The sequence below is a fragment of the Gammaproteobacteria bacterium genome, from assembly GCA_029884425.1.
Lineage (GTDB): Bacteria > Pseudomonadota > Gammaproteobacteria > S012-40 > S012-40 > JAOUHV01.
This window is the reverse complement of the sequence record JAOUHV010000005.1, coordinates 1-17,374: the sequence shown is the minus strand read 5'-3', so window position 1 is coordinate 17,374 and position 17,374 is coordinate 1. Positions and strand designations below refer to the sequence as shown.

At 53.5% G+C, this 17,374-nt stretch carries 17 protein-coding genes and 2 tRNA genes; 8 read left to right on the top strand and 11 right to left on the bottom strand.

All coding sequences use genetic code 11. The features are described 5' to 3' along the window. Positions 1 to 240: 240 nt before the first annotated feature. Positions 241 to 507: a hypothetical protein gene (locus OEW58_02115; protein ID MDH5300140.1), complete on the top strand. Its 267-nt coding sequence runs from the start codon at positions 241 to 243 to the stop codon at positions 505 to 507. On the opposite strand, the gene OEW58_02110 is transcribed toward OEW58_02115, so the two are convergent. Continuing rightward, the gene (locus tag OEW58_02110; protein ID MDH5300139.1) at positions 504 to 2,219 is read right to left on the bottom strand and encodes a serine protease; all 1,716 of its coding nucleotides are present in this window, start codon (positions 2,217 to 2,219) and stop codon (positions 504 to 506) included. The two genes, OEW58_02115 and OEW58_02110, sit on opposite strands and share 4 nt — an antisense overlap. Before the next feature lie 116 nt (positions 2,220 to 2,335). Between OEW58_02110 and OEW58_02105 the strand changes: the two genes are divergently transcribed. From OEW58_02105 to OEW58_02080, 6 genes are all read left to right on the top strand, one after another. Further along, positions 2,336 to 3,373: a tRNA (5-methylaminomethyl-2-thiouridylate)-methyltransferase gene (locus tag OEW58_02105; GenBank protein ID MDH5300138.1), complete on the top strand. Its 1,038-nt coding sequence runs from the start codon at positions 2,336 to 2,338 to the stop codon at positions 3,371 to 3,373. Beyond that, the gene (locus tag OEW58_02100; protein MDH5300137.1) at positions 3,370 to 3,600 is read left to right on the top strand and encodes a sulfurtransferase TusA family protein; all 231 of its coding nucleotides are present in this window, start codon (positions 3,370 to 3,372) and stop codon (positions 3,598 to 3,600) included. Before OEW58_02105 ends, OEW58_02100 begins: the two co-directional genes overlap by 4 nt. 368 nt (positions 3,601 to 3,968) lie before the next feature. After that, positions 3,969 to 5,372 (top strand): glutamate--ammonia ligase, encoded by a 1,404-nt coding sequence (gene glnA / locus OEW58_02095; protein ID MDH5300136.1) that lies wholly within the window; start codon positions 3,969 to 3,971, stop codon positions 5,370 to 5,372. A 281-nt stretch (positions 5,373 to 5,653) separates the two neighbouring features. Then, positions 5,654 to 6,715, top strand: a complete 1,062-nt coding sequence (glnL, locus tag OEW58_02090) for a nitrogen regulation protein NR(II) (GenBank protein ID MDH5300135.1) — start codon at positions 5,654 to 5,656, stop codon at positions 6,713 to 6,715. 11 nt (positions 6,716 to 6,726) lie between these two features. Continuing rightward, on the top strand, positions 6,727 to 8,145 hold the full coding sequence (gene ntrC / locus OEW58_02085; GenBank protein MDH5300134.1) for a nitrogen regulation protein NR(I): 1,419 nt from the start codon (positions 6,727 to 6,729) through the stop codon (positions 8,143 to 8,145). A 31-nt stretch (positions 8,146 to 8,176) separates the two neighbouring features. After that, a complete protein-coding gene (locus OEW58_02080) occupies positions 8,177 to 8,659 on the top strand; it encodes a tRNA (cytidine(34)-2'-O)-methyltransferase (GenBank protein MDH5300133.1) in 483 nt (160 codons plus the stop codon). Between the two features lie 66 nt (positions 8,660 to 8,725). Here the strand turns inward: OEW58_02080 and OEW58_02075 are convergent, their stop codons facing one another. From OEW58_02075 to mutY, 8 genes are all read right to left on the bottom strand, one after another. Continuing rightward, positions 8,726 to 9,565, bottom strand: a complete 840-nt coding sequence (locus OEW58_02075) for a hypothetical protein (protein MDH5300132.1) — start codon at positions 9,563 to 9,565, stop codon at positions 8,726 to 8,728. Between the two features lie 337 nt (positions 9,566 to 9,902). Next, positions 9,903 to 10,427, bottom strand: a complete 525-nt coding sequence (locus OEW58_02070; protein ID MDH5300131.1) for a hypothetical protein — start codon at positions 10,425 to 10,427, stop codon at positions 9,903 to 9,905. A 534-nt stretch (positions 10,428 to 10,961) separates the two neighbouring features. Continuing rightward, positions 10,962 to 11,852, bottom strand: a complete 891-nt coding sequence (locus OEW58_02065) for a hypothetical protein (GenBank protein MDH5300130.1) — start codon at positions 11,850 to 11,852, stop codon at positions 10,962 to 10,964. A gap of 5 nt (positions 11,853 to 11,857) precedes the next feature. Beyond that, entirely contained in the window at positions 11,858 to 12,511 is a 654-nt protein-coding gene (locus OEW58_02060; protein MDH5300129.1) for a hypothetical protein, read from the bottom strand. Between the two features lie 12 nt (positions 12,512 to 12,523). Further along, a complete protein-coding gene (locus OEW58_02055) occupies positions 12,524 to 13,396 on the bottom strand; it encodes a TIGR04255 family protein (GenBank protein MDH5300128.1) in 873 nt (290 codons plus the stop codon). Positions 13,397 to 13,698: 302 nt separating this feature from the next. Beyond that, positions 13,699 to 13,774: transfer RNA gene (locus tag OEW58_02050), tRNA-Phe, on the bottom strand. A gap of 67 nt (positions 13,775 to 13,841) precedes the next feature. Beyond that, complete coding sequence (locus OEW58_02045; protein ID MDH5300127.1) at positions 13,842 to 14,117, bottom strand: oxidative damage protection protein; 276 nt, start codon at positions 14,115 to 14,117, stop codon at positions 13,842 to 13,844. After that, on the bottom strand, positions 14,114 to 15,181 hold the full coding sequence (gene mutY / locus OEW58_02040; GenBank protein MDH5300126.1) for an A/G-specific adenine glycosylase: 1,068 nt from the start codon (positions 15,179 to 15,181) through the stop codon (positions 14,114 to 14,116). Before mutY ends, OEW58_02045 begins: the two co-directional genes overlap by 4 nt. A 68-nt stretch (positions 15,182 to 15,249) precedes the next feature. Here mutY and OEW58_02035 point away from each other — a divergent pair, with 68 nt between their 5' ends. Beyond that, a complete protein-coding gene (locus OEW58_02035) occupies positions 15,250 to 15,627 on the top strand; it encodes a hypothetical protein (GenBank protein ID MDH5300125.1) in 378 nt (125 codons plus the stop codon). Between the two features lie 183 nt (positions 15,628 to 15,810). On the opposite strand, the gene OEW58_02030 is transcribed toward OEW58_02035, so the two are convergent. Both OEW58_02030 and OEW58_02025 read right to left on the bottom strand, forming a co-directional pair. Next, a tRNA-Gly gene (locus tag OEW58_02030) sits at positions 15,811 to 15,884 on the bottom strand. A 51-nt stretch (positions 15,885 to 15,935) separates the two neighbouring features. Further along, a partial coding sequence (locus tag OEW58_02025) for a hypothetical protein (GenBank protein ID MDH5300124.1) occupies positions 15,936 to 17,374 on the bottom strand: 1,439 nt, incomplete at its 5' end.

The following is a 17,374-nucleotide window of genomic DNA, read 5'->3' as shown; positions in this document are numbered from 1 at the left end:
TTTTCAGCAACGCGTAAGGTATTGAAACGCCAAGAAACAATACTTTCGACCCGTCATCAGCGGCGACTAAAGAATCCCTGTTCAACACCGATAACAACTACATATTGTGGTTATAAAAAAAAACGGCCCAATATATGCTAAATCCACAGTAAGCGAGTACGACAAATCCACCCTGCTGCAAGGCGTGGACAGACGGCAAAACAGACCGCTTTTTTATGCCGAAAGATGAGGGGCAAAGCCATGTTGGAACACATACTCAGAGCGTTCTTTCATTTCGAAAAGGTCCACGGCGAACCCGCCAATGTGCTGGACATCAGCCACGAACACTACCAGATGTTACAGGCCGAATACCCGCAACTGTTTGGCGCCGAGCGGGAAATAGAACTGGGATTCCACATTTGTTTGCACTCCAGCCGCGACCAAACCCATCCCAGTGTGCGCAAAATGGTTTGCTGGCACGAGCGCCGTCAGCCAGCCTACGAGTTGCTGGCCAGAGCCATGCACTAACGAGTTTGATGGGGTTCCTGGCGTCGGCGTAAGCGGGCGGCTGCCAGCACCAGGAGCCCTATCACCATCCCTGCATCCAGCGCCGATCGGCCACCCTTAGCGTTGGGCTCGCTGGTCACCGGGCCAGGCTTCCAGGTCACGTTTTTCAACCAGCCTTTGTCAAACCCGGCCTGATTTCCCCCGTTCTTGTGATAGACCCATTCCACCCGGTTGCTACTGGCAGTCAATCCGACTGTGCGTCGATCCCAAATGTCGGCCTCACCACTCAGACTAGCAACGATCTGCCCGTTCACCTTTAACAGTAAACCGTCATAGCTCAGTTCCGACGATGTTTTCCAGTCAAAACTAAGATATCCCGTACCTGCAAACCGCGTCATCAGCACCGATTCCTCGTTGTCGAATACCGTGCCACTGGAAAGCACGTATTGCTTTACCTGGTCGTCATATACCCGCTGCCAGCCAGCCCCGACACGTGACGCGTTACTGCCGGTGTAGACGGGATCACTCAGCCCGAGCGTATTGCTAAACTCCATGTTGTACGCCAGCAAATGCGCCCCAACGTGCAAATTTATCGTTTCACCGTTATCAAACAGCAACTGATAATCAACACCGATGGTTTGTTCCAGATTACTACTGGGCGACACGTACAGGTTCAACCTGACCGTGCAACTGCCCCCGGAGGCTAGTGCATCGCAGCCGATGGACTGCAGAGTCACGTAGTTCGAATTGTTGTTGACAGCGTTGGAGTTGACGAGACTGCGCAGGCCATTGCTGTGGTTAACGATGGTGATCGTTTGCAGGCCATTTTCGCCCACCCCCTGGTAGGAAAAATCAACCATTGAGTGATTAGCCTGTACGCCACGTACTCCCTGAACGTAACTGTTAATCCAATCCGCGTAGGCACTCACCCGGGTGTAAACGCCTGGAAAACCCGACGAACACCCGCTCCCATAACTCACCAGGCCGGCCAACACCGGTGTCTGCGGATAATTCAGCAACAACGGCCCACCGCTGTCGCCCGAGCATGAATCCGCCATTCCCGGCGCCGGTCCGCCGGCACACAACTGCGTTGCAGCCATGTAGTCAGCGCCGTATGCGCCACCACAGGTGTAGTCATCCGCATAGGGCACCTGAGCCGACAGCAGCGTGTTGGAGTATTGCGGCGAGGTCGTTGTGGTACTCGTTGCCCCCCAGCCCATTACCGTCAGCGGGTCCTGACTTTGTAGCGCAGTCAACTGCTGGCCACTGGCCAAGGTCAGCGACGTTAATGGCGTTGGTTTAGCCAGTTTGATCAGCGCGATATCATTGATAATCTGAACTTTGTCGTAACCGGGGTGAACAAAAATCGCCGCCACGGCGGTACGAGGTACAAAGTCACTCAAAACCGATTGCCCCAGGGCGACGCTCAAATCTTCGATGCTGGGATTATCATCAACGCAGTGGGCGGCGGTCACCACCCATTGCGGCGCAATCAAGGTCCCGCCACAGATGGCCCCGCCCCGGCCACTGTTCTGCCAGCGGTTGTCCAGCACAGCCACCATCCACGGGTGCGCGCTATCGACTACCGTCCCACCAATGACCTGATGAGGCGAATACGCCACCGCCGGCCACGACAATGCGCAGGCCAGTCCGCACCACAAAAACCACCCCAACCGCCTCATTTCAATCGCTATTCCCCACAACTCACCTTGATCCACGCTAGCACGTCGCATGCACCAGGCCAAGCACCTGCCACGACGCCTGTGACCGGCATCGCAGTCCCCGACCGCCTGTAGCGTGCATTTTTTGCTATAATCGCGTCCTTTTTTCACCACGCGGATTGAGTTTCATGAGTACACAACGCAAAGCGGTCGCCCTGGTTTCCGGCGGCCTGGATTCCATGCTGGCGGTCAAAGTCATGTTGGAACAGGGCATACACGTCGAGGGCATTAACTTTTTTACCGGCTTTTGCGTCGAAGGCCACACCCACGCCATTCGCAACAAAGACAAGAACAAACAGAAGCGCAACAACGCCCTGTGGGTAGCCGAGCAGTTGGGCATCAAGCTGCACATCATCGACGTGGTGGAAGAGTACAAAGACGTGCTGATCAACCCCAAGCACGGCTACGGTGCCAACATGAACCCCTGCCTGGACTGCAAAGGCTTCATGGTGCGCAAGGCACTGGAGTGGATGAAAGAAAACAATTTCGACTTCATCATCACCGGCGAAGTGGTCGGCCAGCGCCCCATGTCCCAGCGCCGCGACACCATGCCGGTGGTCGCCCGCGAATCCGGCGCGTTTGACCTGTTGGTGCGTCCGCTGAGTGCGCAAAACCTGCCCGCCACCCTGCCCGAGCGCGAAGGCTGGATCAGCCGCGAGAAAATGCTGGGCTTTAACGGCCGTGGCCGCAAACCGCAAATGGCACTGGCCAAGCAGTACGGCTTTACCGACTATGCCCAACCCGCCGGCGGCTGCTGTTTCCTGACTGACAAAAATTACTCTGACCGTCTGGTCGACCTTTGGCAGGCACGTCACAGCCGCGATTACGAGATGGACGACGTGATGCTGCTCAAAGTCGGTCGCCATATCCGCCCCGCCGCGCACTTCAAATTGATCGTTGGTCGCGAAGACGGTGAAAACCGCTTCCTGGAAGGCTACCGCAAACTGTTCCCGCACATTCGCACCCAGTGCCCCGGCCCACTGGTGCTAGTGGACGGCGTGCCCACCGATGCGGATCTGGAAATTGCCGCCAGTGTTGCGGCACGTTTCTCCAAGGAAAAAAATGCCGAAACGGTCGGCGTGGAAATCACCGACAAAAACGGCGTCACCCGTGTTGCCCAAGTCAAACCCATTGACGATGCCTTGATGGAGAGCTGGTACATATGAGCGAACACAACCTGGACGCGCGTCGCCTGCTCTGCCCCATGCCGGTGATTCGTACCCAGAACAAGGTCAAACAACTGGCCCCGGGTGACATACTGGAAGTTTTTTGTACCGACCCCGGCGTCAAGGCCGACATTCCCGCCTGGTGCCGCATCAACGGTCATCATGTGCTGGGAATCCGTGAAGAAAACGGCGACATTATCGTTCGCATCCAGGTGAACGATCACTAGAAGACGCCGGCTACACCATCAGCAAGCTGCACTCACAAATTTCTGTTGAAGTCGCATGGCTTTTGGCGCTAGTCTTCCTCGCTGATTAAACCGGGCAGGCCAAACATCGCCTCCCGCAGCACCCGTGCCCACTGGCAAGGCCAGTTGCGCACAATAATGGTGCACAAAAAGAACTATTGCACTTAAATGGTGCATTCAGAGAGAAGTATCGCGCAACGCTCGCAAGATCGATTCGCTAACTCACTGACTTTATTAGTAAGCCAACGCGTGGCATGGTTCATGCCTCGGGCAGCGGCAATAACTGAATTGAAGGTTCCAGTGGCTGGAACCCCAATATGAATCTGGCAATCCATACTCGGAGAAACGAAATGTCAAAAGCGATCGACATGATTAAGGAACACGGCGTTAAATTCGTCGATTTCCGTTTTACTGATTTCCACGGCAAAGAACAGCACGTCACTGTTCCTGCTCACACTGTCGACGAAGACACGTTCGTTGATGGCAAGATGTTCGACGGTTCCTCCATCGCCGGCTGGAAAGGTATCGAAGCATCCGACATGATCATGATGCCTTTCTCTGACACTGCCGTTCTGGACCCATTCGCTGAAGAAGTGACCCTGAACATCCGTTGTGACGTTATCGAGCCTGCCACCGGTCAAGGCTATGAGCGTTGCCCACGTTCTTTGGCCAAGCGCGCTGAAGCCTACCTGAAATCCACGGGTATCGCTGACACCGCATTCTTCGGTCCAGAGCCCGAATTCTTCATCTTCGACGACATCCGTTGGGGCGCTGACATGAGCGGCTGCTTCGTGAAAATCGACTCTTCCGAAGCTGCATGGAACTCTGGCACCGAGTACGACGGCGGCAACATGGGTCACCGTCCTGGCGTTAAAGGCGGCTACTTCCCAGTACCACCCGTTGACTCATCTTCTGACCTGCGTTCTGCCATGGTTCTGGCCATCGAAGAAATGGGCGTGCCTGTTGAAATTCACCACCACGAAGTGGCCACTGCCAACCAGTGTGAAATCGGTACCAAGTTCTCTACCCTGACTGAGCGCGCTGACTGGGTTCAGATCCAGAAGTACTGCACACACAACGTTGCCCACATCTACGGCAAAACCGTAACGTTCATGCCCAAGCCCATCGTTGGCGACAACGGTTCTGGTATGCACGTTCACATGTCTCTGGCCAAAGATGGCAAGAACCTGTTTGCTGGTGACCAGTACGGCGGCCTGTCTGAACTGGCTCTGTACTACATCGGTGGCGTTATCAAACATGCCAAGGCACTGAACGCGATCACCAATCCGTCTACCAACTCTTACAAGCGTCTGGTACCACACTTCGAAGCACCCGTACTGCTGGCTTACTCTGCCCGCAACCGTTCTGCTTCTATCCGTATTCCTTACGTCACCAGCCCCAAAGGCCGTCGTATCGAAGCACGCTTCCCAGACCCCGCAGCTAACCCCTACATGGCGTTCGCTGCACTGATGATGGCTGGTCTGGACGGTATCCAGAACAAGATCCACCCTGGCGATGCCATGGACAAGAATCTGTACGATCTGCCACCAGAAGAACTGAAAGAAGTTCCACACGTGTGCAGCTCTCTGCAGGAAGCGCTGACTTCTCTGGACAAAGATCGCGAGTTCCTGACTCGTGGTGGCGTGTTCACTGACGACATGATCGACGCTTACATCGGCATCAAGACCGAGCAGATGAACCGCGTAAACATGACCGTTCACCCTGTTGAGTTTGATCTGTACTACAGCGTGTAATCTTCGCCAAGTCTGCACCATGAAAAAACGCCCTTCGGGGCGTTTTTTCTTTTCTGCCCCACCAACGAGCATCGGCCACTTGCAAACGCACCAATATGGTGCATAAATTAGTTCGTCTCCCTTGGTGCATTTGCGCCGCCACCCGCAGCCACCCAGACAGCAACACCGCAACACGCACAACCATTTGTTTATATTGAAATTTACTCGCAACAAAAGAATTTATTTGGGATTGGAGCGATATTTGCTCTGACAGCAAGGTGAACAAAACAACGATGAACAACATGCCCATAGACGGTGATCGACGCATCCTGGACAACCTGCTGACCGCAGTGATTGAGCTGGACGAACAAGGCAAAGTGGCCTATCTGAACAGTGCTGCGGAAAGCCTGCTTGGCCACAGCCGCCGCCAGCTGCTGGGCATATCCGCCAAAATGATTTTTGCCACCAGCCCCCATGTTTTCAAGCTCATCCAGCAAGCCAGCACCGAAGGCCAAAGCCTGATCCGCCGCGAACTGGAGATCAGCTATTCACCGGTCGAACGGACACGCAAAGTCGACTGCAGTTTTCACCCCATCATCACCCAGAGCGGTACCCGCCTGCTGCTGGAAATGCGCAACGTCGACCGTGCGCTGCGCATCGCCCGCGAGGAAAGCCTCATCGCCCAGCAGCACGCCATGAAACTACTGGTACGCGGCCTGGCCCACGAAGTTAAAAATCCGCTGGGAGGTCTGCGCGGCGCAGCGCAACTGCTGGAACGACAACTGCCCGATGCTGCGCTGCGGGAATACACCCAGATCATCATCGGCGAAGCCGACCGGCTGCAAAAACTGGTCGATGAACTGCTCGGCCCCAACAAAATCGTCAGTCGCGAACCGCTCAACATTCACGAAGTGCTGGAGCACGTCCGCCAACTGGTCAGCGCCGGCAGCCCGCCCAGCCTGACCTTTGTCCGCGACTACGACCCCAGCATTCCCGACATCCGCGCCGACCGCAATCAACTGATCCAGGTGGTCCTCAACATCGTCCGCAATGCCAAGGAGGCACTGGCCGACCAGGGCCGCATCACCCTGCGCAGCCGCGCCCTGAGTCAGTTCACCATCGGTCACACCTGTCACCGCCTGGTACTGCGGGTCGACATTATCGACAACGGCCCCGGCATTCCCACAGAACTGCTGGACCAGATTTTCTACCCCATGGTCACCAGCAAACCCAATGGCACCGGCCTGGGCCTGTCCATAGCACAAACCATCATTGGTCAGCACGGCGGACTGGTGGAATGCCGCAGCGAACCAGGCCACACCGTGTTTTCCATTTTGCTGCCCATTAACGAACAACAACCCTGAGGCTTCAGCGCATGTCCGCGAAACAAACTGTCTGGATTATCGACGACGACCGCTCCATCCGCTGGGTGCTGGAAAAAGCGCTGCAACAGGCAGATGTTCAGACGCGCACCTTCGACAGCGCCGAAGGTATCATTCAACGCCTGAAGCGCGAGCAGCCCGACGCCATCATTTCCGACATTCGCATGCCCGGTCAGGACGGTCTTAGCCTGCTGGCCGACATTGGCAAGCAGTTCCCCGAGCTGCCGGTCATCATCATGACCGCCCACTCCGACCTGGACAGTGCGGTACAGGCCTATCAGGGCGGCGCGTTTGAATATCTACCCAAACCGTTCGACGTCGACGATGCGGTGGATCTGGTGCAGCGCGCGGTCGAACACCGCCGCCACAGTGCCACCACCAGCACCAGCGCTCCCCTGACCAATGTACCGGAAATCATCGGCGAAGCGCCCTCCATGCAGGAAGTATTTCGCGCCATTGGCCGACTGTCGCGTTCCAACATCAGCGTGATGATCAACGGCGAATCCGGCACCGGCAAGGAATTGGTCGCCCACGCACTGCATCGCCACAGCCCGCGCAGCAACCATCCGTTCATCGCCATCAACACCGCAGCCATCCCCAAGGATCTGCTCGAATCCGAACTGTTTGGCCATGAAAAAGGTGCCTTCACCGGCGCACAAAGCCAACGCAAGGGCCGGTTTGAACAAGCCGACGGCGGCACGCTGTTTTTGGACGAAATTGGCGACATGCCCGCCGAACTGCAAACCCGTTTGCTGCGCGTACTAGCCAGCGGCGAGTTCTACCGCGTCGGCGGCCTGGAACCAGTGCGGGTCAACGTGCGAATCATCGCCGCCACCCACCAGGACCTGGAATCACTGGTCAAACGCGGCGATTTTCGCGAGGACCTGTTCCACCGCCTGAACGTCATCCGCGTCCACCTGCCGCCCTTGCGCGAACGCCGCGAAGACATCGGCCTACTGATGCGTCACTGCCTGAGCCGCGCTGCGCAGGAACTGGAAGTCGAAACCAAACAACTTCGCCCCGATACCGAGCAGTTTCTGGTCAACCTGCCCTGGCCGGGCAACGTCCGCCAACTGGAAAACATCTGTCGCTGGCTAACGGTCATGGCCCCCGGCCCGGAAATCCACCTGGACGACCTGCCCCCCGAACTGCGCCACGACACGGCTCCGCCCTCCGCCGAAGGCGACTGGCGCGCGGATCTGCGCCAATGGGCGACCTCGCAACTGCGACTGGGCGCCATCGACCTGATGCAAACCGCCGGCAGCGATTTTGAGCGCATCATGATTGACGTCGCACTGAAGCACACCGGTGGTCGCCGTCAGGACGCCGCACGCCTGCTCGGCCTGGGACGCAACACCCTGACGCGCAAGATCAAAGAGCTGGACATGGAATCCATGCTGACAGACGAGTAAACTTGGGCGCTTTGTCGTGCCCGAGAACCTCATGCTGCACATCGCTCTGTACCAGCCCGAAATTCCACCCAACACCGGCAACATCATGCGCCTGGTGGCCAACATGGGTTTCACCCTGCACCTGATTGAACCGCTGGGCTTCAAGCTGGAGGAAAAATCATTGCGCCGCGCCGGTCTGGACTACAAAGACTGGGCAAATGTCATCGTCCACCAGGATTATGCCGGCCTGCTGGCCCGACTTCCCAACGCGCGCATTTTTGCCTGCTCCACTCACGGCCGGCAGAACTATGCGCAGGTTCGCTATCAAGCGGGTGATATTTTGTTGTTTGGACCGGAAACCCGTGGCCTACCTGCCAAACTGCGCCTGGCACTGCCGCCGGAACAAGTCATCCGCATTCCGATGGTGGCCGAAAGCCGCAGCCTGAACCTGTCCAACGCCACCGCCATCATTGCCTACGAGGCATGGCGTCAACTGGATTTCGCCGGTGCCGTTGACACAATTCGACCGGCATAAAAAAACCCACCGGCAGCTGACCGAAGTCAGCCACTGGCGGGTTCGAGGGGTCGGTATTAACTCAACTTATTTTTTGCGGCTCATCGTTACCGCTGCGCCAACAATGATGACCAGCAACAGTGCCAGCAACCACAATCCATATTTCTCCAAGAATCCGGGCTCAGGTGGCGGAGGGGGCGCAGGCGCCTCAACCGACACGGTGCGATCAAAACTGCGAATATCGCGACTCACACTGTGATTGCCCATGGTAAACACCGCGTTTAGCTGTGCACGTACGTTGTATCCACCCGCCGTCGAGGGCTTGATTTCCCAGCGCCAGTCATAGCGCGAAGATTGCTCCAGTGGCTGTGACTGATCTGCCAGCGGCGTTACCTGAAAACCGTCGGCCTGAAGCGTCGTTTCCAGCGCAATGCTCATGCTATCCAACACTTTTTTCGCACCTGCCGAACTCGCCAGCTCCCGACGCATATTGTCGACGGACCTGGCCAAACTAACGTTCAACTCGACGCTGCCAGTGTCTGTCAATTGCAACGTCGTCGGTGCATCGAAACGCAGCTCGGCATTGCGCATCATCGCCACCATCTGATCCACCAGCACGTTGGGATCGACTGGCGGTGTTTTTTGTACGACACGCTTCTTGACCACCGGCTTTTTGCGCGGCTCGGCCACCACCTGGGGAGGCGGTGGGGGTGGCGGCTCTTCGACCACCGGCAGCACATCTTCCAGTACCGGCAGCGGTTCTGCGACTTCGGGTGGCGCTTCCTCCACCACCGGTGCCGCAGCAGCTTCCTCAGCCGGCGCTTCGGGCGCTACCGATTTATTTCCACAGGCAACCAACGCCAGAGAAAACACGCACAACAGCAATACCGTCACGGTTCGATTGGGTGAAATCAATTGAGTATTCATTTGCCTCTACCAAAAAAATAAATGCACGCCATCCAATTCATACCCAGCCGACCGGCGGGCCGCGTCGCATTCGTTTTCAAACTGCGCTTTGCGCAGATCTACCAGGAGTGACCGCCGTCGAAATTAAAATTTGTACGTCGAGCGGCCCAAAAGCACGTCCGAGCTTTTTCCCGGCCACAATAGGCCATGCGGTTTGTGTGCCAGAAATTTCGTAGGTAATTGGAAAAGTGGTGTTTTTTGCAGGTTTCGCACAACAAACAGGCTCATTTTTGCCAATACGCGAAAGCGTTTTTCATCATCATTGCTCACGCTACGATTTTGGCAGGTAATGTTTTCTCTACGTCTTGCTGCGTTTTTTGAAATAGATATCGCAACCGCAGGAAGTGCAACGCCAATGGGGTTGGTCATCGAATAGTTCGCAGCCGCCAAAGGTAATTTCGCCACGCTCGATTTCGTCTTGGGAGAAGGCGGTAATATCAGGGTAGCCGTAGATAATCCTGGCCACCGGGCTGTGATTGCAACGGGGGCAGTGTTGCGGTTTGCTGGAGGCGCGGTATTGCTTATCGGCCTCAACCAGTTCGCGCAATGCCCGCCTCCTGTCATCGGATAGTGGTTTGCCGTTGTCGATATTATCAAAATCGACGCTGGCGAGTTCGCCCAGCACATAGTTGTCTTCATCCGGCAGGGCGACGCAGTAGCCTTTATTCAGCGCGTCACGCAGTTCTTCGCGCCCCACGCACAAATAGACCTGTTGCTGGCAGCTATTGCAATAGCGAACAGCGGGATCGTCGGTCTCGTCCAGGTTTTGCCACAGTTTGGGGCATTTAAAGCTGAATTCGCAAAATCGTACCTTTATGGACATGGTGTTCTTCCTGAAATGCCTCGGAAAAGGGTCCCACTGAAGGGGTCAGAGTAAGCTTACTCTGACCCCAAGCATACGCGCAGCATCAAGAATAGCATCCCAGAAGGCAAGCTCGCAGCAGCCTACACCGCCGCTGACTCCGAAAATTGGGACGACTATTGCGGCCCCCAGATCAGTCGAGCAGGCTTGCCAATTACGCGACTTAAAGAATGGAGCGACAAACCCGGACTGTATGGCGACCCGCTGGGAGATATTGTTTTTGGGGTGCAGTGCGGGGCCGGAACCGTTCCGGGAATCCCCTGCCCTGAGGGCATTTTTCCTGGGGGTGTCCCCGGGGCTTTGGCAGATGGTTCCGGCCCGGTTCCGGGGGATGGTTTTGATAATCCCCGGGGCACCCCCGGGGATTTTGAAGATATTACCTGGCTACCACAGCCTATGAGTAATTCAATTATGGATGGGAAAAGAGGCTTTGCTAACTTGGAGTTCTGTCAATAACTATACGCTCAATAAGTTGCAAACGCGCAAGCAAGAAATTCACCTATGTGGCTCACCCAAATCCAATATACCTCCTTTTAGAGATATATAATCCAAATGAACCTTTTTATACATTGATAGTTCACCAACACTTATTTCAGTTTCCCTATATACCGGACTCTCAATCTCAACCTTAAAATTGCGCCCAGTATCGAAAGCTACATCATTATTGTGAGCCTCTGTGAAACCTTCAATGCTGTCTATTTCATTCAGAAATTCATCAAAAAAATTTAAAACTTCCTGATACTCGTCTGGAGAAATATCATGTCGAAGTAGAGCAATGATACCAACTTCATACTCTTCCCTTTCTTCATAGCTATCGAGAATCACATATATCCCACGAATAGACACGCTATGAGTATAAAAAAAGCTTACATTTTCAGCTTTTTCTAATACAGGAAAGAACTTTTTATTAAAGGAGTCTGGAAGTGCTGATCTAATATATCGATTCGCGCGCCAAACAGCGACTGTTACAGTTTCTTCTGTCGGAAGAAAACCACATGGCTTGAGTTCAGCTAATATAGATTTATCTATGTATACGCCTTTCCATATGCTAGCTTTGAAAATTTTGCAACTAATTTCCAGATTTAAATAGCGCGAGCTTTTAGTAAAGAAATTCTTGTCATGAGGTTTATCCTCAAGTGAGAATACCAAAAATTCAACATATGGCTCATGAGATACAGATGCGGCAATGTCACAATCTTGGGATACCGCAACAAGAACCTCACCTTCTTTAAGTCTATTTTTTCCTTCAGGACGACGATCTTTCTCATTTATCCTTGTATTAACAATACGATTTCTCTGTTCGTCACTCAGGTTCTTTTTCTTTACTGTTAAAAAAGCTCCTTGCCTCCAGCCATTTTCGATAAGGTCAGCCGCTGTATCATTCACACGAATTAGCCTGAAAACTTAGAAATATTTTTCAAGCGCTCAGATTCTGAAATACTAGCACTCGACAACCTATTTGAGCGACGCACCAACTCATCAGAAACTTTGCCCGCTACTTCAACGATAAGCTCTACATCCAATTTATCTTGGATAAGTAAACTAAACAATGTAATGCCTTCGACGCTCAATCTCTTCGAACTGGCTCCAGGCGCTACTTTAAGTGCTTTACGCAACGGCGCCAATATAGATCGAATTTCTTCATATCTTTCCAGCTGTTTAGGAGAAATATTCGCATTTGCATTCTTAGAGTGGTTATAGAGCGTTTGCCTTGAAACCTGAAACACCTCAGACAAATCTTTGACTGACAAACCTAGCGCCATCTTTGCATCGGAAATAATCGAATCTATACCTAGGAGCGTAACTTGCAACTTATCTGCGTTGCTGTAAAAAACACCTCTATTATGGGTGCTCCAAGACTCGCCAACAGCCATTTGATAATCACCACTAACCCTATTATCGACGACTCTCGCCCCCGTAGATCTCTGATTATATTCAAATGTAGAAGAATGAGCACTTGCCTGTGAAGGGCAAAAAGTAGAAACAAGCATTGCGGCTGCAGTTAGACGCACCTTGTTTTTCGTAGAAGCCGTATTCCAACTCATAACACTCTCCCTTTAAACTTTCCTTTTGCCCCACTCATTCTCTGCTTTTTCCGTCAAACTACCCCAAAATACATCACTTGTTACATCATGCAAGGCATTTATTTGCTTAATCACGGTGTCTCTAGCGTATCCTGGACTATCGGCAAAGGCATATTGGTGATCTATATCCATAATCCCATATGTCTTTGCAGTTAAATTGGCCCACCATGGATAACCTTGTATTAACATTACCGCATTGGGATCAGTCTCTATTAAGTTATCTGGAATTACCTTCGTTACTCTCCCTTCGGTAGCAACTTCTTCAAAAACAAGTTTTAGCGATTGATTCGCTCCAGTTTCAGCTGATGAAAAAGACACGCCGCCGGTATAAATCATGTTATGCCCAGTCAAAACATTGGGCAAAACATGGGGTTTAACGTATTCAGCAAGCCCACTAGAATTCGGTGAAGGAACAACCAAATCCACATACCTGAGCCCTACCCATTTAAGAGCGGTTTTCGTAAAACTATCTACAGCACCTTCTAGTATTTCTAATACTCGCTCAAAGGTATCCCGAAAATCTTCAAAACCACCATATTTCGTCGCCTTTAAAATCAAATCTGTCTCGGTAACTCTTACTAACTGGGTTTGTCCTGGTGCACGAAAAATATGTCGCGTCTCCATCCTTCTTCCAGTAGCTACATTCATGGACTCCTTTATATCCACTGAAGGATCAAGCTCAAGTGAAAAAACTCTACTAGGAATATAATCGGGGAAACCAAGCTCCATTAGAGCTCGATGCATAAAATCAACTTGATCTTCCTTTATTTGAGGAAGCTTAGAGAAGCGCAGATGTATTATGGCGTGTACTAACGGAGCCTTTTCAAGAATGTACTTAGCATTCATAACCACCCCTATATTTGCTTGCCCACATACCGAATATCGGCAGCTTTATACAACATTATAGTAATTTTTACACTTTTTTTTACACACTTTTTGACAATTTGTTTTACCTATTAGTTCATTAGACTTCAGTTACAACTATCTAATAGCTAAATAGTACTAATAAACCAAACTTAAATAATACGGAGCGAGCAACATGTGAATAAAAAATTTCTTGCTTCCACAATGCTTCCATGGCCAAAAACGAAAAAGCCCGAGCTAAAAAGCTCAGGCTTCTAAGTTTCTGATTTTACTCAGGGAATTGGTGGTGCCCAAGGGCGGAATCGAACCACCGACACGGGGATTTTCAATCCCCTGCTCTACCGACTGAGCTACTTGGGCCAAGGTGCGCGTATTAAACCCGCTGAGGCCCTCGACGTCAAGCGGATTTTGGCTAAGTGCCTGTTATTTAGCCAGCTTCGGGGGGAACAAAGCCTTCAGGCTGGGTCATGTCGCCACCGAAGAAGAACTTTTCCATTTCCTCTTCGAGAAACTTGCGGGCTTTGGGCTCGATGGGGCTCAGGCGATATTCGTTGATCAGTATGGTCTGCTGCTTGATCCATGTACCCCAGGCTTCCTTGGAGACATTGTCAAAAATGCGCTTGCCCAAATCGCCAGGATAGGTGGGACGGGCCAGACCTTCGGCCTCTTTGTTCAGTTTCACACAGTGAACCATGCGGGTCATGATGTAGCTCCTTCCAAATGCTGTCGCAGGCTGGCCAGCAGTTTTGTTACCGGCGCGGCACAGCCTATGTTGTTTGCGTGACCCGCTTTATACCAGTTTGTCTCCCGCCCTTCCATCACACGTGCCGTGTGGGTATTGGTCAGGCGCAGGATTTGCGGGGTGATATCCAGGTGATAATGACTGAAAGTGTGGCGAAACGGTGGCCAGCATTCCTCCTCAATCACGTTCAGACCCAGCTGCTGTTCGACCCATTGGGCGGCGTCGCCGTCACATTCAGGCAAACTCCACAGTCCGCCCCAGATGCCGGCAGGCGGACGCTTTTCCAGCAGGATTTCGTTGGCGTCATTGAGAATCAGCAGCATGGTGGTGGTTTTCACCGGCGTGGTTTTTTTCGGCTTGCTGACAGGAAAGGCAGTGGGCTTGCCCTGTTTGAAACCTTCGCAATCGCTTTGCACCGGACACAGCAGACAGGCCGGCTTGCTGCGTGTACACAGGGTCGCGCCCAGGTCCATGATCGCCTGGGTGTAATCGTTTACGCGGTTCTGCGGTGTAAATTGTTCCGCCAATTGCCACAACTGTTGCTCAATGGCAGTTTGCCCCGGCCAGCCGTCAATGGCCTGATGACGGGTCAGTACGCGCTTGACGTTGCCATCCAGAATCGGGTGACGCTGCTGACTGGACAGCGACAAAATGGCGCCGGCAGTGGAGCGGCCAATGCCGGGCAGCTGCTGTACCCGTTCGATATCCTGCGGAAACTCGCCATCATGTTCGGCCACAATGACTTGCGCGGCCTTGTGCAGATTGCGACCTCGGGCGTAATAACCCAGCCCGGCCCAATGCTGCAGCACCTCGTCCTGTGTGGCCATAGCCAACGCCTGCACATCAGGAAAGCGCACCATGAATTTTTCGTAATACGGTATCACCGTACTCACCTGGGTTTGCTGCAGCATGATTTCGGAAACCCAAACCCGATAGGGGGTTTGATTTTGCTGCCAGGGCAGGTCGTGGCGGCCATGTTGGTCAAACCAACGCAGCAGGCGTTCGGCAACGGGGGAGATGGTCATCGGTTTTATGGGTTGTTGAGTCGTGTTAGTCTTTTAACTTGTTGCCACTAAGAGAAAAAAATAATCCCATGGCCAGCCAGGAACAGAAAATCATTAACGTCAAGGACGACAAGGGTGCCGCCAGCGACGGCGTGTTGCATTATACCAGCTACAACCCCGCTGACCGCCTGGGTCGTGCTGCCATCGCCCTGGTTGCCTGCCTGATTGCTGCGGGCGTGACGCTGTTCATCCCCATTGCCCACTTTTTCCTGGTGCCAGCGTTTCTGATCGCCGGCCCGGTGCTGTTTTTTCTGCGCTACAAGCAAACAGACGCCAAGGGAAACGTCGACAGCCGTTGCCCGCGCTGCCACGAATCCGTGGTGATTGAACTGGAAGCCACCGACAAGTTGCCCAAGTGGAGCTTTTGCCCCAAGTGTGACTGCTCGCTGGAGCTGTCGGAAAAATAGGTCGCGCCGCAATATTCGCCTATAATGCGGCCACTAAACATAGTTACCGGAGATAGCTGACATGAAATTATTTATGGGCCTGACACTGCTGGGAATTTTTTTGCTGTCGGCACTGGTGAGTATCGGTCTGTTTCTGTTTCAGACCGGGGTCATCAACCCCTAGAAAAACCGGCACTGGAAAACTGGAGCGGGCGATGGGAATCGAACCCACGCTAGTAGCTTGGGAAGCTACAGTTCTACCATTGAACTACGCCCGCAAACCTCGCCAATCTTTTTAACCCGGTACAGCAAGATTTGCCAAGCTATTTTCACTCAAAGCGGAAATAGGCTGGCTGGCCGCGACGCCACACCGGAGAGACACCGGGCTGCACTTCTGTCCGCCAGGGCGCAACATTGGCAGTACGGAAAAACACCCCCGCCGTCGGGCTGATCTGCAATGAACTTCCGCCCAGTAGCCACGCCTGACCATTGAAGTCGATCATCGCCGATCCCACCACCGGCAACGACACGGGAGAGCGCTGCATCGTCCAGCCAGTCAGGGTTTCAGTACTCAGCGAGAAACTCTCGCCACCGCTCCGAATCCCCAACAACCACAACCGGTTCGCCACCCAGAACATACCCGTCAGCACCCGGTAATCCGCCGGTAAAAACTGCTGGTCGACCAACAGTGGCGTCCAAGTCCGACCGTCAGCAGATTGCAGCAAGGTATCCACCTGCCCCGCTGCCGTTTTGCCCAAAGCGTACAGCGTGCTGCCACCGATGGTGATATGCGAGGCCAGCAAATCCGGCGGTGTTTCGGTCACATCGTAAGGCGCTGTTTCGCTCCAGTTTGTACCGTCCGGCGAGGTCCAGTACGTCGCCGCCAAATCGGCCGAGCGCAACTGCAGTTCCCCATCTTTTGCCAACAGAAAGTGGTAGGTGCCCAGCATCTTTGCCCGCTCGGTCCAGAACTGACCATCGACCGAACTGAACACCAAAGTCGCCACCTGCTCCAGACCGTTGCTGTCAATAAACGTGGTGATTTTGGACTGCCACAATCGATTGTCAAAGCCCAGCAAATCCACCGAACCTTTGGCCACGCTGGGCGTGCGCCCCAGATATTGCCAGCTTAAATCCGCATTCATCCGCCAGATGTCGCTGCCCAGATTCGCGAACAGCGTTCCGCCGTGCTCTGCCACCTGCAGGACGCCGCGTTCACCGACCGTACCAGCATAACTGTTCATGCCGTGCTCCGGCCGCCAGACACTGCCATCAGCACTGGACCAGATGTCATTGGTGTAACCACCACCAATCATCCACAAACGGCCTTTGAAACTTTGCAACGCCGCCAGCGACCGTGCCGCAAACGGTACCTGACTATTCACCAAACTGAACGTCTTGCCATCGGCACTGACGTAAACATTGCGACCACTGAGCAACCACATGCGATTAGCATGCACACCCACGGCGGTCACATCCGCGACACCACTGGGCAGTGATTGCGCAGTCCAGACACTGCCAGTGTCACTGAAATACAGATTTTTCTCCCAGGCCCAAACGCGGCCGCCGAACAGCACAAAACCCTTCCAGCCACTGCCCACACCATTGGCGGTTACCAATTGCCAACTGATGCCGTCATAACTGTTCCACACGCTGGTTTTTGCTTTTAACCACATTTTGCCGATGTGGCTAAACGCCGCTGCGTCAACAATGTCGGTATCCTCCGGCAAACTGTTAGAAACCTTTACCCAGTCCCAGCCATCACTGG

What these genes read in the sequence shown, in the direction of transcription:
- OEW58_02115 (MDH5300140.1), top strand. Translation starts at nt 241, where the DNA reads ATGTTGGAACACATACTCAGAGCGTTCTTTCATTTCGAAAAGGTCCAC.
- OEW58_02110 (MDH5300139.1), bottom strand. Translation starts at nt 2,219, where the DNA reads ATGCGACGTGCTAGCGTGGATCAAGGTGAGTTGTGGGGAATAGCGATT.
- OEW58_02105 (MDH5300138.1), top strand. Translation starts at nt 2,336, where the DNA reads ATGAGTACACAACGCAAAGCGGTCGCCCTGGTTTCCGGCGGCCTGGAT.
- OEW58_02100 (MDH5300137.1), top strand. Translation starts at nt 3,370, where the DNA reads ATGAGCGAACACAACCTGGACGCGCGTCGCCTGCTCTGCCCCATGCCG.
- glnA (MDH5300136.1), top strand. Translation starts at nt 3,969, where the DNA reads ATGTCAAAAGCGATCGACATGATTAAGGAACACGGCGTTAAATTCGTC.
- glnL (MDH5300135.1), top strand. Translation starts at nt 5,654, where the DNA reads ATGCCCATAGACGGTGATCGACGCATCCTGGACAACCTGCTGACCGCA.
- ntrC (MDH5300134.1), top strand. Translation starts at nt 6,727, where the DNA reads ATGTCCGCGAAACAAACTGTCTGGATTATCGACGACGACCGCTCCATC.
- OEW58_02080 (MDH5300133.1), top strand. Translation starts at nt 8,177, where the DNA reads ATGCTGCACATCGCTCTGTACCAGCCCGAAATTCCACCCAACACCGGC.
- OEW58_02075 (MDH5300132.1), bottom strand. Translation starts at nt 9,565, where the DNA reads ATGAATACTCAATTGATTTCACCCAATCGAACCGTGACGGTATTGCTG.
- OEW58_02070 (MDH5300131.1), bottom strand. Translation starts at nt 10,427, where the DNA reads ATGTCCATAAAGGTACGATTTTGCGAATTCAGCTTTAAATGCCCCAAA.
- OEW58_02060 (MDH5300129.1), bottom strand. Translation starts at nt 12,511, where the DNA reads ATGAGTTGGAATACGGCTTCTACGAAAAACAAGGTGCGTCTAACTGCA.
- OEW58_02055 (MDH5300128.1), bottom strand. Translation starts at nt 13,396, where the DNA reads ATGAATGCTAAGTACATTCTTGAAAAGGCTCCGTTAGTACACGCCATA.
- OEW58_02045 (MDH5300127.1), bottom strand. Translation starts at nt 14,117, where the DNA reads ATGACCCGCATGGTTCACTGTGTGAAACTGAACAAAGAGGCCGAAGGT.
- mutY (MDH5300126.1), bottom strand. Translation starts at nt 15,181, where the DNA reads ATGACCATCTCCCCCGTTGCCGAACGCCTGCTGCGTTGGTTTGACCAA.
- OEW58_02035 (MDH5300125.1), top strand. Translation starts at nt 15,250, where the DNA reads ATGGCCAGCCAGGAACAGAAAATCATTAACGTCAAGGACGACAAGGGT.